Source organism: Collinsella sp. LCP19S3_B11 (genome assembly GCF_052121915.1).
Lineage (GTDB): Bacteria > Actinomycetota > Coriobacteriia > Coriobacteriales > Coriobacteriaceae > Collinsella.
The window spans coordinates 55724-68661 of sequence record NZ_JBQKDI010000001.1; the positions used below are offsets into that span (position 1 = coordinate 55724).

At 60.2% G+C, this 12938-nt stretch carries 9 protein-coding genes; 8 read left to right on the top strand and 1 reads right to left on the bottom strand.

All coding sequences use genetic code 11. The annotated features are described in order from the left end of the window. Positions 1 to 13: 13 nt before the first annotated feature. The 8 genes from ACTQV4_RS00280 (at position 14) to ACTQV4_RS00315 (ending at position 11378) form a co-directional block, all read left to right on the top strand. A complete protein-coding gene (locus tag ACTQV4_RS00280; RefSeq protein ID WP_441033470.1) occupies positions 14 to 709 on the top strand; it encodes an NUDIX domain-containing protein in 696 nt (231 codons plus the stop codon). A gap of 82 nt (positions 710 to 791) precedes the next feature. Next, positions 792 to 2561, top strand: a complete 1770-nt coding sequence (locus ACTQV4_RS00285; protein ID WP_441033473.1) for an ABC transporter ATP-binding protein — start codon at positions 792 to 794, stop codon at positions 2559 to 2561. A 19-nt stretch (positions 2562 to 2580) separates the two neighbouring features. Beyond that, the gene (locus tag ACTQV4_RS00290) at positions 2581 to 3546 is read left to right on the top strand and encodes a hypothetical protein (RefSeq protein WP_441568960.1); all 966 of its coding nucleotides are present in this window, start codon (positions 2581 to 2583) and stop codon (positions 3544 to 3546) included. A gap of 409 nt (positions 3547 to 3955) precedes the next feature. Continuing rightward, a complete protein-coding gene (gene carA, locus ACTQV4_RS00295; RefSeq protein ID WP_441033476.1) occupies positions 3956 to 5401 on the top strand; it encodes a glutamine-hydrolyzing carbamoyl-phosphate synthase small subunit in 1446 nt (481 codons plus the stop codon). Position 5402: 1 nt separating this feature from the next. After that, the gene (carB, locus tag ACTQV4_RS00300) at positions 5403 to 8717 is read left to right on the top strand and encodes a carbamoyl-phosphate synthase large subunit (protein WP_441560302.1); all 3315 of its coding nucleotides are present in this window, start codon (positions 5403 to 5405) and stop codon (positions 8715 to 8717) included. Between the two features lie 589 nt (positions 8718 to 9306). Beyond that, complete coding sequence (purE, locus tag ACTQV4_RS00305) at positions 9307 to 9771, top strand: 5-(carboxyamino)imidazole ribonucleotide mutase (protein WP_373575402.1); 465 nt, start codon at positions 9307 to 9309, stop codon at positions 9769 to 9771. Between the two features lie 330 nt (positions 9772 to 10101). Then, positions 10102 to 10818 (top strand): class B sortase, encoded by a 717-nt coding sequence (locus ACTQV4_RS00310; RefSeq protein ID WP_441044790.1) that lies wholly within the window; start codon positions 10102 to 10104, stop codon positions 10816 to 10818. A 143-nt stretch (positions 10819 to 10961) separates the two neighbouring features. Continuing rightward, entirely contained in the window at positions 10962 to 11378 is a 417-nt protein-coding gene (locus ACTQV4_RS00315) for a molybdenum cofactor biosynthesis protein MoaE (RefSeq protein ID WP_154516726.1), read from the top strand. A gap of 106 nt (positions 11379 to 11484) precedes the next feature. Here the strand turns inward: ACTQV4_RS00315 and ACTQV4_RS00320 are convergent, their stop codons facing one another. Beyond that, positions 11485 to 12714 (bottom strand): putative ABC transporter permease, encoded by a 1230-nt coding sequence (locus ACTQV4_RS00320; RefSeq protein WP_441033115.1) that lies wholly within the window; start codon positions 12712 to 12714, stop codon positions 11485 to 11487. Positions 12715 to 12938: the final 224 nt, after the last annotated feature.

Sequence of the window (12938 nt, forward strand, 5' to 3'; positions counted from 1 at the left end):
AGGAATGAGACGGATGGACGAGAAGAACGAAGAGCTCGTGGACGCGCAAATCGTCGAAGAGGACAGCCACATGTATGGGCACGCCGAGGGCGAGCCTGGTGGCGAGGTCGCTGACGAGCCGGCGCTGGTGCTGGGCGACGACGACCCGCACGATGCCGAGCTGCACGAGAAGATTCTTTCGGAGGAGTGCGCCTGGAAGGGCAAGATCCTCGACGTCCACCGTCTTGAGGTTGAGCTGCCCAACGGTCACCGCAGCGCCCGCGATATCGTTCGCCATCCGGGTGCGGCGGCCGTTGTGGCGCTGACCGAGAGCGGCAAGATCGTACTGGTGCGTCAGTACCGCACCGCCATCGACCGCGTGACGGTTGAGATTCCCGCCGGCAAGCTCGACCCAGGCGAGGACCCGCTCGATTGTGCCAGGCGCGAGCTGCATGAGGAGACGGGCTTTAAGGCCGGGCGCATTCGCTTTTTAACGTCGATTGTCACGACCTGCGGTTTTTGCGACGAGATTATTCACATCTACCTGGCCACCAAACTCGAGTTCGATGCGCCCAACCCCGACGATGACGAGTTTGTCAACGTTGACCTGGTGCCGCTGCACGAGCTGATCGATGCCGTGCTCGACGGCAAGATCGAGGATGCCAAGACCGTCGTGGGCGCACTTGCCTGCGACAGCATCGCGCACCGCCTTGGTGGTTCTGAGCTGTAACGAGTGGGGATAGCCCTGGGACAAGTACTACTGATTGCTTTGTCCCAGGGTCTTATGTTGCTGATATTTCTTTGAGGATCACATGCTGAAGCGTTTTCTGTCTTACTACAAGCCCCAGATGGGGCTTTTTGTTGCCGATACCATTTGCGCCCTGGTGCTCGCCGCCATTGACCTGGCGTTTCCCATTATCCTGCGCAATCTGTGCGGCGGGCTGTTTACCCAGGGCCAGACTGCCATTATGCAGGCGCTCGGTATGGTCGCGGTGGGACTGGTGCTGATGTATGCCACCCGCTGCGCCTGCCGCTACTTTGTGAGCTATTGGGGCCACGTGATGGGCGCGCGCATGGAGTCCAAGATGCGCGAGGACTTGTTCGATCAGTACGAGCGTTTTAGCTTTGCGTACTTTGATCGCAACAGCTCGGGTGACATGATGAGCCGCGTGGTCAACGACCTGTTCGATATCTGCGAGGCGGCGCACCACGTGCCCGAATGGATCATTATTTGCGGTATCGAGATCATTGGCTCGTTTGTGATTCTGTTTACCATTGCGCCGGTGCTCGCGCTCGCCATGGCCGTGGTGACGGCGGTGTTCGCGGTCATTATGTTTTGGCAGAATATGCGCATGCGCGAGGTCTTTAGCGATAACCGCAAAAAGATCAGCGGCATCAATGCGCAGCTGCAGGATTCGCTGGCGGGCATGCGTGTGGTCAAAAGCTTTGCCAATGAGCAGACCGAACGCTCTAAGTTCCGTGCCTCTAACGATCGCTACCTTTCGTCCAAGGAAAACATGTATCACGCCATGGGCGTCTACACCGCGACGTATGGTCTGCTCTCGGGCGTGCTCTATGTGATCGTGGTGCTGCTGGGCGGTTGGCTCGTTGCCCAAGGTCAGCTGCAGGCGGTCGATATGGCAACCTTCGCGCTCTACATTTCGCTGTTCTGCACGCCGCTTGAGACGCTCGTCAATTCGGCCGAGACGTACCAGAAAGCCATCGCCGGCTTTAGGCGCATGGACGAGGTGCTCTCGACTGTCCCCGATATTCAGGATAAGCCGGGTGCTGCGGATCTGCAGGTGACGGCCGGCGCTGTTGAGTATCGCGACGTGTGCTTTAGCTACGAGGATGTCGAGCTGGGCGCGGGCGACGGGACGCGTCCCGTTATCGACCATATGGATCTGTCCATTAAGCCCGGTCAAACCATCGCTTTGGTTGGTCCCTCGGGCGGCGGCAAATCAACGACTTGTTCGCTGTTGCCGCGCTTTTACGACGTCGCCGCCGGCTCCATTAGCATTGACGGCCAGGATGTGCGCGACGTGACGCAGCGTAGCCTGCGCCAATCCATCGGCCTGGTGCAGCAAGATGTCTATCTGTTCGACGGAACGATTGGCGAGAACATCGCCTATGGCAAGCCGGGCGCCACGGCAGAAGAAATCGCCGAGGCGGCCCATCGCGCCAACATCGATGCTTTTATCGAGTCGCTTCCGCAGGGCTACGACACCGTGGTGGGCGAGCGCGGCAGCCGTCTTTCTGGTGGTCAAAAGCAGCGCGTCGCCATCGCGCGCGTGTTTCTCAAAAATCCCAAGATCCTTATTTTGGATGAGGCGACCAGTGCTCTGGATAACGAGAGCGAGGAGGCGGTGCAGGAGTCGCTCGAGCGCTTGGCGCGCGGCCGCACCACGATCATCATCGCTCACCGTCTCTCGACCATTAAGCATGCCGACGAGATTGCGACCGTTGAGCATGGTCGCGTTGTGGAACGTGGCACGCACGAGGAGCTTCTCGCCCGTGGCGGCACTTATGCCCGTTACTATCGAATGCAGTTCGAAGGTGCGCGTGCGCACGAGCTCGACTGATTGATATGACAGGAAGGTTATGGCTGATAAGAACCATCTGACTCCGGAAGAAGTGACGGAGTTATTCTCCGAAATCGATGCATCCGGCGTCTTGGATCCTACACTCGCCAAAAAGCGTACCGAGCGCATGCGCGAGAAAGAGTCTGCCGTCAAACGCGGTGACAAGGCGACACTGGCGCGGCTGCGCAGCGAGGATCGCGCGAGCCAGGCAAAACATATCGACCCGCTGTCCGAGGACGATCCTTCGGGTTCGCAGGTGAGCCATACCATTACGAAAACTGCCATGGTCGTGGTTATCGGCATCTTGGTGCTGATTGTGGGCATGCAGATCGGCTACGGCGTGATGCGACGCCTGAACACCGCGAACCTCTCCGAGAGCGTTTCGGTGGATACCGTCTCGACCGCGTTCAAAGGTGGACTTGAATGGGGCAACGGCTTTACGCAGTTCCCGCTCGATTTTACCGTCGACGAGGCCGACGAGGGTACGGGCACGGTTGAGGTGACGGTGCTGGACACGTCTTCTGCCAATGAACTCGAGTTGCTGTCCAACGGTCAGATTCAGGCGGCGGCGCTCGCAACCAATGCCCTGCTCAACGACAAGATTGACCGTGTGGTGTATAACGTCCACGCCTATATCGACGAGGACAGCAGGATTCAGCATGATTCCTTCTTTGGCATGTTTCCCGCCCAGGGCCACCAGAGCGCCATCCTGACGTTCGTCTGGACCAAGAGCTCTTCCAACGCCACCAATATCGACTGGAAGATGCGTATCGTGAGCATGGATGACACCATTGCCGAGCGTATTCAGAAACAGGTGAACTCGGTATCGTCGCTCATCGAGGACCCGGCGGTGAGCCAGGCTAAGATTGACGAGGAAAAGGCCGAACGTGACCTGGAGCACCGCCTGCACGGCCGCGAGATTTTCCGTGGCGGCAAGCTTGGCCGCACCCCGTCCGAATTACTTGAGCAGGACAAGCAAAAGTAGTCGCAGCCACATAGAACGATGGCATCCCGCGTGAGCCGCAAGCCCACGCGGGATGATTTTTCTGGGACGGGGATTAAAAAATCATTCTGTCATGTATGCGGTTGGCGAGTAGTCAATTTGGGACGGGGCTATTTTAGCTACCCCGGCTGGTGGCACGACGGTTAGGTTGATTGACGGACGGGGTAGCTAAAATAGCCCCGTCCCAAATTGACTACTCAGCGACAAAGCTCTGCTTTCAGAATGATTTTTTAATCCCGTCCCAGAAAAATCATTATGCATAAGAAGTCATAATTATCATTTTGTAAACAATTCTATGTAATTAACGCCATAAGGCATACTTACGGTTAGAATACCGCGAGGCCTAACTACACACCTTTAAGCCGGTCCCGAGAGACCGGGAAGGAGAACTATGGCGAACAACCATATTGCGGGCGCTGCCGCCCGCACCATCGCGCCCAGCGAACTGTGCCAGCGCATGCTGGCCAAAACCAGCAAGGGTGCTTGCGGTCCCTGCATCCTGTACCTTGAGGATGGGACCATTTTTTATGGCCGTGCATGTGGTGCCGAGGGCACCGCGACCGGCGAAGTCTGCTTCAATACTTCACTCGAGGGTTACTTTGAGGTTATGACCGACCCGAGCTATGCTGGCCAGATCGTTACCATGACCTATCCGCAGATTGGCAACTATGGCATCGACGAGACCGATGTCCAGTCCGCCTTCCCCGGCGATGACGTACGCCCTGCGAGTGCTCCCGCCATGCGCGGCATGATCGTGCGCGACATGTGTGCCACGCCTTCTAACTGGCGCTCGGCCGTCAGCGTGCCGGAGTACCTGCGCGCACACGGCATCGTCGCTATCGAGGGCGTCGACACCCGAGCCCTGGTGCGCCACCTGCGCGACAATGGCTCCAAGATGGGCATTATCTCGACCGAGGTCCTCGACATCGACGAGCTTGCCGAGCGCTTGGCCTCTGCTCCCACGCTGGTGGGGGAGAACCTGGTCAAGACCGTGAGCTGCCCTGCGCCCCATCCGTTCGCCGGAAGCGATCTGCCCGCCGAGCATGGCTTTGCGCTTGCGGCCCCCGCTCCCGCCCGCCACAACGTGGTCGCGTACGACTGCGGTGTCAAGCGTGGCATCCTGGAGGGTCTGGTCCGTGCTGGCTGCGACCTCACCGTCGTGCCGTGGGATACACCCGCGCGTCAGGTACTCGATATGAATCCCGATGGCGTCTTTTTGTCCAACGGTCCCGGCGACCCCGATGCCGTGGTAGAGACCTACGAGCAGGCGCAGCAGCTGATCGGCAAGGTGCCCGTCTTTGGCATTTGCCTGGGTCACCAGATGATCAGCTTGGCATGCGGCGCCCAGATGGAAAAACTCAAATTCGGTCACCGTGGCGGTAACCAGCCGGTTATGAACCTGGTCAGCCGCCGCGTGGAAATTACCGCGCAAAACCATGGCTTTGGCCTGCTGTTCCCCAGCTTGGGCAAGCTTGTCCCCGAACTTTCGGGCGGCGAGACCGAGCATGCGGCCGACGGCGATCTGCGCGTCTGGGTGCGCCGTGGTATCGCGCCCGTCGTGATGAACGAGCGCTTTGGCCGCATTCGCCTGACGCACGTGAACCTCAACGACGGCACCGCCGAGGGCATTCAGCTGCTCGACGCCCCGTGCTTCTCGGTCCAGTACCACCCCGAGGCCTCGCCCGGCCCCACCGACGCCCACTATCTCTTTACCGCCTTTACGCGACTCATGGACGGCGAGGAGAACTACCTGGACATCGACACCGCGAAGGACCGCCTGCAGGGCTGGAACTTTGCCGACAATGGTTCCGCCACGACCGAGACCGAGGAGAACTAACATGCCTAAGCGTACTGACATCAAGCGTATCCTCGTCATTGGCTCGGGCCCCATCGTCATTGGCCAGGCCTGCGAGTTCGATTACTCCGGCGCCCAGGCCTGCAAGGTGCTCAAGGAGGATGGCTTTGAGGTCATCCTGGTCAACTCCAACCCGGCGACCATCATGACCGACCCGGGCCTGGCCGACCGCACCTATGTCGAGCCCATCACCGCCGAATTTATCGAGCGCGTGATCAAGAAGGAGCGCCCGGACGCGCTGCTGCCCACGCTGGGCGGCCAGACCGGTCTGAACGCCGCCGTCGAGCTGGCAAAGGACGGCACGCTCGACCAGTACGGCGTCGAGATGATCGGCTGCGACCTTGCCGCCATCGAGCGCGGCGAGGACCGCAAGCTTTTTAACGAGGCCATGGCCGAGATCGGCCTGGAGGTCGCGCGCTCGGGCTATGCCTACAGCGTGGCCGACGCCGAGGCCATCGCCGAGCGCGTGGGATATCCCTGCGTGCTGCGCCCGAGCTTTACCCTGGGCGGCGCCGGCGGCGGCATCGCGCACACCCACGAGGAGCTCGTCTCCATCGTGAGCCAGGGCCTTGAGCTCTCGCCCGCCCACGAGGTGCTGGTCGAGGAGTCCATCGAGGGTTGGAAAGAGTACGAGATGGAGGTCATGCGCGACCACGCCGGCAACGGCATCATCGTGTGCTCCATCGAGAACCTCGACCCCATGGGCGTGCATACCGGCGACTCCATCACCGTGGCGCCGGCGCAGACCCTCTCCGACCTTGAGTATCAGCGCATGCGTGTCGCCTCGCTCGCCATTCTGGAGAAGATCGGCGTCGAGACCGGTGGCTCCAACGTGCAGTTTGCCGTGAACCCGCAGACCGGTCGCCTGATCGTCATCGAGATGAACCCGCGCGTGAGCCGTTCGTCCGCACTGGCCTCCAAGGCCACGGGCTTCCCCATCGCCAAGGCCGCCGCTCGCCTGGCCGTGGGCTACACGCTCGACGAGATCGTCAACGACATCACCAAAGCCACGCCTGCCTGCTTTGAGCCCACGATCGACTACTGTGTGGTCAAGGTGCCGCGCTTTGCCTTTGAGAAGTTCAAGGGTACCGACCCCACGCTCACAACGCGCATGAAAGCCGTGGGCGAGATCATGGCGATCGGCCGCACCTTTGAGGAGGCCTTTGGCAAGGCCATGCGCTCGCTGGAGGACGGGCATCAGGGCATTTGCGCTGGTGGCAAGGAAGGTGCCGATAAGCTGAGCGACGACGAGCTCGCTCAGGCCGTGGGCACCCCGACTGAGCACCGCATCTTCTTTGTGGTCGAGGCCCTGCGTCGTGGCTGGGATGTCGCGCGCATCCATGCCATCTGCGGCATCGATCCGTGGTATCTCAACCGTATCAACGATATGGTGCAGGTCCAGGAGAGCATTCGCGGCCTGCGCGTGGAGGACATCGACGCCGACGCGATGCGCCTGCTCAAGCAGTATGGCACGAGCGATGCCGAGATTGCCGCGCTGACCGGCTCGGACGAGCGCTTTGTTCGCGCTTACCGTAAGGGTCTGGGCGTGGTTCCCAGCATGAAGACGGTCGACACCTGCGCTGCTGAGTTCTCGAGTGCCACGGAGTATCACTACAAGACCTACGAAAACATCTACCGCACGAGCCCGGTCGCCAAGAAGTGCGTCGCCCCCGACGAGACCACGCCGGCAAGCAAACCCAAGGCGATGATTCTGGGTGCCGGCCCCAACCGTATCGGCCAGGGTATCGAGTTTGACTACTGCTGCGTGCACGCGAGCTACGCGCTGGCGGCCCGTGGCTTCGAGACCATCATGGTCAACTGCAACCCCGAGACCGTCTCGACCGACTACGACACGTCCGATCGTCTGTACTTTGAGCCGCTCACCTACGAGGACGTCATGGACGTTATCGATGTTGAGCGCCCCGACGGCGTCGTGGTGACGCTCGGCGGCCAGACCCCGCTTAAGCTGGCGCGCATGCTCGAGGAGAGCGGCGTGAACATCATGGGTACTAAGCCCGATGCCATCGATTTTGCCGAGGACCGCGAGCGCTTTGCCGCCCTGCTCGACAAGCTGGGCATTATGTACCCGCCGGCGGGTCAGGCCACCTCGTTTGAGGAGGCCGAGGCTGTGGCCGCGCATATCGGCTACCCGCTGCTGGTTCGTCCGAGCTATGTGTTGGGCGGCCGCGGCATGATGATCGCCTACGATGCCGAGCATCTGCACGATTACATGGCCGAGGCTGCTCGCATTAGCCCCGACTACCCGGTGTACCTCGACCGCTTCCTGGAGGGCGCGATCGAGTCCGATGTCGATGCCCTGTGCGACGGCGAGGAGGTCTACATCGGCGGTATTCTGGAGCATATCGAGGAGGCCGGTATCCACTCCGGTGACTCCGCGACTTGCATTCCGCCGTTTAGCTTTAGCGAGAGTCTGCAGGCGAAGCTCCGCGAGACCACGCGCCGCATCGCGATGGCGCTGGGAGTCCGCGGCCTGGTCAATGTGCAGTATGCCATCAAGGGCGAGACCGTCTACGTGATCGAGGCCAACCCGCGTGCCAGCCGTACCGTGCCGTTTATCTCCAAGGCCACCGGCGTGCCGCTGGCCAAGTGCGCGGCGCGCATCATGGCGGGCGATTCCATCGCGAGCCTGGGCCTGCCGAGCGACGAGCGCCAGCTGGACTGCTTCTGCATGAAGGAAGCCGTTATGCCCTGGGGTCGTTTCCCGGGAGCCGACGTTATCCTGGGGCCCGAGATGAAGTCGACGGGCGAGGTCATGGGTGTCGCCAAGAGCTATCCCGAGGCATACGCCAAGACACAGCTGGCGATTGACTACAAACTGCCCGATCCGAGCGCCGGCAAGGTGTTCATTAGCGTGTGCGATCGCGATAAGCGCCATATCCTTTCGGTCGCCCGTATCCTGCGCTATCTGGGCTTTGACATCTGCTCTACCGAGGGTACGGCGCGCGTGCTGCGCGGCGGCAACGTGACGTGCGAGATTGTGGAGAAGATCAGCGGCCCGCACGACGGCGAGCGTCCCAACATCGGCGACCTGATTGCCGACGGCAAGATCGCGGTGATCATCAACACGCCGTACGGTCCGGGTTCGCGCGGCGACGGCTATCTGCTGCGCACCGAGGCCGTCCGTCGTGGCGTGACCTGCGTGACGGCGATGTCTGCCGCCAACACGTATGTGAGCGCCATCGAGGCTGTGCGCGAGGACCAGCAGGGCCACGGCAGCGCCAACGACATGGGCATGGACGTCATCGCCCTGCAGGACCTGCCGCAGTACACGGTGTAATGTGACCTGGTCGGCCGGGGCGGGAGGGGCTGAGATTTCCCCCTTTCGCTCCGGCTGCAAGCAGAGTCGCTCAGGAGGAAACTCGGCCCCTCCCGCCCCGGCCTGCGGTGACTTTGCTGCACCGTGTGCTGCAGAAGGGGCTTTGCGCGATGACTGGGGCTGAATAAAATTGAGTGTGGGCGCCGTCGTTCATTCGAACGACGGCGCCCACGTTATGTAGGAGGGACTTTCAGCCTCGTCAACCTCCCATTCCAAACCAAATCAGCCAACGTACGTCATGGCAATATCCGGTAGGTCCCCGGGTGCCCCGCGGCGGGCTGGGTTATTTAGCTGAGCGACTTTGCGAAGCAAGGGAAGCTCATTATTTCAGCCAACGTACGTCATGGCAATTCCCGGTAGGTCGAAGGTGCTCTGCGGCGGCCCGGTGTTTTCATCTGAACGACTTTGCGTAGCAACCGGAGTGAAGATGAAAACACCGGGCCGCTGCAGAGCACCCACAGACCGCAGGGACGGGAGCGGCTATACTACTCTCAGTAGTTAAGGGTCGCGGATTCGCCGCGTCACCGCTCTCAACAGGAGGTCTTTATTTATGGCAGATCAGAAGCCGGTTGTCGGGATCATCATGGGCTCCAAGTCCGATCTGGGCGTTATGGAAGGCTGCACCGCCGAGCTCGAGGCGCTGGGCGTGCCCTATGAGCTCGTGATCGCAAGCGCGCACCGCACGCCGGCGAAGGTTCACGAGTGGGCTTCGACTGCTGCCGATCGCGGTATCAAGGTGATTATCGCCGCCGCCGGCAAGGCCGCTCACTTGGGCGGTGTCGTGGCTGCCTTTACGCCGCTGCCGGTTATCGGTGTTCCTATGAAGACGAGTGACCTGGGCGGCATGGATTCGCTGTTGTCGATGGTGCAAATGCCTTCGGGCGTGCCCGTAGCCTGTGTTGCCATCAACGGCGCCAAGAACGCCGCTATCTACGCCACACAGATTCTGGGCGCTTGCGACCCCGAGTATCGTACGGTCATTGAGAAAATGAAACAGGAGATGGCTGACGCGTAAGATCGCCACCATTCCTTTTGTGCCATAAGGAGAGTTATGTCCGACTATCAGGGAAAACGTTTTAGGTCCTCTCAAATCCCCGACCCTTCAAAGCCCGCTGACAGCCGTGCGCCTCAGCAGGGTCGGGCATCCTCTCCCCAGCATGCCCGTGCCCCACGCCCCGTGGTGCCGACAGGGCAGCGCCGCCAGCACCAGAATACGCCTGCCGCATACCGTCCTTCGGCGTATAGCACGGCGAAATCGCCGCAGCGTACTACGCCACCGGCCCATAAGGACTCGGCGGGACATGTCCAACAGCCGCGCAAAAAACGTCGGTCGATTTTCCCTATCTTGCTCATCATTGTCGGAATCGGATTGATTGTTGCCGCAGCGGCTATCTACATCAATGCGCAAATTGGCTACAAACAGGCAAGCGACTCGTATGCAAAGATCGAGAAACAATATGTGAGCGATAAGGATGGCAGCGGCATCCCCGTCGTTGATTTTGATGCCCTTGCGCAGACGAACCCCGAGATTGTCGGCTGGATTTACGTTCCGGATACTACTATCAATTATCCGGTGGTTCAGGCCAACAATAACTCCAAGTACCTCAACACGTTGTTTGACGGTACATCCAACGCTTCCGGTGCAATTTTCCTGGACTGCGACGATACGGCCCCCGGTATGGTGGACCAGCAGACCACGATCTATGGCCATCATATGAACGACGGCTCGATGTTCAACATTATTTCGGACACAACCGACCAGGCAAAGTTCGATAGCATCGAGTATGTGTACTACATTACGCGCGACGGTACGTATAAGCTGAGACCGCTGGCGACCAAGGTGGTTGAGGATACGTATGCCAAGGCGCGCGCGACCAACTTTGAGGGCGACGACGGGCTGACGAATTATCTGTCCGAGATGCTCGATGGCGCCTCGGCCGTGGCAAACGATGCGACCGACCGTGCTGCCTCGGCAACTAAGGTTGTAACGCTTGTGACCTGCCGCTCACTGTCATTTAGCAATACGCGCGCCGTCATGGTGCTCACACCGGTCGAGGAATAAGTGGTTCGAGAGTAGCTAATTTGGGACGGGGCTCTTTTAGCTACCTCAGTCACCTAACCCAGCAAAATCATTCTGCATGCCCGCGGTAGCTAAAAGAGCCCCGTCCCAAATTAGCTACTCGACGACGGAAAAAAGGGGAAGCGATGCTTGAAAGCGGCAAATTGATGCCTTCGGTCGATGCGTGGCTGCGTGAAGCCAAGGCCGACGCTTCGGCGCCGGCGTGTGGCATGTACCTGACGCACAATGGCGTGGTGCGTGCAACGCCCAAGTCTGAGGCCCGTGGTGTCGAGACCGATGGCGTGGCGCCGGGCCACAAGGTGGGCGGCGTGGTGTTTGGCTACGACGCCAGCAAGGTACAGGCTGCCATCGAGGCGACGCGCGCGATGCCCGGCATCGGCTATGTGCGCGTATGGCTGGCGAGCGGCGAGCTTGCCGTGGGCGACGACATCATGCTCGTGCTCATTGGCGGAGACATTCGCCCGCATGTGGTCGATGCCCTGCAGGCGCTCGTCGGCACTATCAAGAACGAGTGCGTGAGCGAGGTCGAGCGCGAAGCGTAACGCCTAGCCGGCAACCCGTGTACGTCTATAGCAAAAGCCCGCTGGCAGCTCATGTAGATCTGCCAGCGGGCTTTGGTGTGTTGGGGCTGTTTTGTGCCGGCGCTCGCTACACGCGTGTGGCGTCCTTGGGGCTCATGGTCATGCTCTGGAAGCGATTTTCCATATACTCGTTATCGAAGTACCTTCCGTAGAACTGCGCAACGGGAATATCGCTGGCCGTGCCGTTGACACGCTGGTACCAGTAGTCGAGCGACTGCAGCGTCATGACGCCGTCGACCAGCATGATGATGGTAAAGATGACGGTGGCTGAGTAGCGATTCTTCCAGGGAATCATGTTAATGAGCTTGAGCAATCTGGGCAGCAGCAGCTTGATCCAGATGAGTCCGCCCAGACCCCACAGGCAGGCGAAGCCCGTGCAGGTGCGACCGCCCGTAAGCACGGCGAGCGGATCGGGCATGCCAAAGAGCTTCATGTGCGAGTAGTTCCACGAGACCACACCGAACGAGGTCTGCATAAACCAGCCCACAAAGACCTCAAAGCTTGCGCCAAGCAGGGCGCTCACCAAAAAGATAATGATGGGGTTCTTTTTGTAGAAGCGGTTGAGCACCATGGTCATGAGTACGGCGCCAAATCCGTAGATGGGGCTGAAGGGGCCAAATAGCATGCCGGCGCGGTTCTGGTAGACGCCTGGATCGTCGACCGTCATGTGCCAGATGTCCTCCAGGATCAGACCGAGCACGCAGCAGACAAAGAATACCCAGAACAGGTTGAAGTAGTTGAGCTTGATGTAGCCCTCGCCGGTCTCATCGCGGCCGAGCATACCCTCGGCGGCGGCGTCGCGATCGAGCATCTCCTGCAAGCGGCGCTGCAGTTCGCGCTCCTGACGAAGTGTTGGGTCAACAGTGGCCGAAAGCGCGACGAGGATGCCGAGCTGGATGGCGGGGCGCAGCAAGAACGGCCCGATACCCTGGAGCATCACGTCGACCAAAAGCTCAACGACGGTAAGTGCGATAAGGATATAGGACAGGCGCGCGGCGTTGCGGCGCTGGTTCTTGATGAGGTCCAGGCCAAAGATGATCAAGATGACCGCGCTCGCCGCCGAGAGCATGATGCCGGCGACGATAAGGCCGACCGCGACGAGCGTGTTGTCGCCGAGCTTGGCGGCGGCGTTGCCGTTGATGAGCGCGGTGATGACCCGCCACATAAAGGCGCCGACCGAAGGGAGCGTGCCTACGCCGGACAGGATGCACAGGACGGCGTACACCTTAATGATAAGGGGGATCTTCTTGACCTCCGTGGCGCTGGGGACACTGGGGTCGAGTTGATTTCGATCCATACGCTACCTTTCTCGTCTTGTAGTAGCCTACAAGGATACGCCGACGACCAGCTAAAAGACAGGACGAACGTCCCAATTGCAACAATGTAGCCCCTAGCGCGGGCGAGACACGGCGCACGGGAAGTCTTCGAGGCCGTTGCCCCTGAGAGTGGACTACCCAATAAAATGTTTGGTCGCAAAACGGATAATAAGCTCGGTGGGCTTTTAAAAAGCGCTGCTCATGC

Excerpts from the sequence above, each read along its gene's own strand:
- ACTQV4_RS00290 (WP_441568960.1), top strand. The coding sequence starts at position 2,581 with ATGGCTGATAAGAACCATCTGACTCCGGAAGAAGTGACGGAGTTATTC.
- carB (WP_441560302.1), top strand. The coding sequence starts at position 5,403 with ATGCCTAAGCGTACTGACATCAAGCGTATCCTCGTCATTGGCTCGGGC.
- ACTQV4_RS00280 (WP_441033470.1), top strand. The coding sequence starts at position 14 with ATGGACGAGAAGAACGAAGAGCTCGTGGACGCGCAAATCGTCGAAGAG.
- carA (WP_441033476.1), top strand. The coding sequence starts at position 3,956 with ATGGCGAACAACCATATTGCGGGCGCTGCCGCCCGCACCATCGCGCCC.
- ACTQV4_RS00285 (WP_441033473.1), top strand. The coding sequence starts at position 792 with ATGCTGAAGCGTTTTCTGTCTTACTACAAGCCCCAGATGGGGCTTTTT.
- ACTQV4_RS00320 (WP_441033115.1), bottom strand. The coding sequence starts at position 12,714 with ATGGATCGAAATCAACTCGACCCCAGTGTCCCCAGCGCCACGGAGGTC.
- purE (WP_373575402.1), top strand. The coding sequence starts at position 9,307 with ATGGCAGATCAGAAGCCGGTTGTCGGGATCATCATGGGCTCCAAGTCC.
- ACTQV4_RS00315 (WP_154516726.1), top strand. The coding sequence starts at position 10,962 with ATGCTTGAAAGCGGCAAATTGATGCCTTCGGTCGATGCGTGGCTGCGT.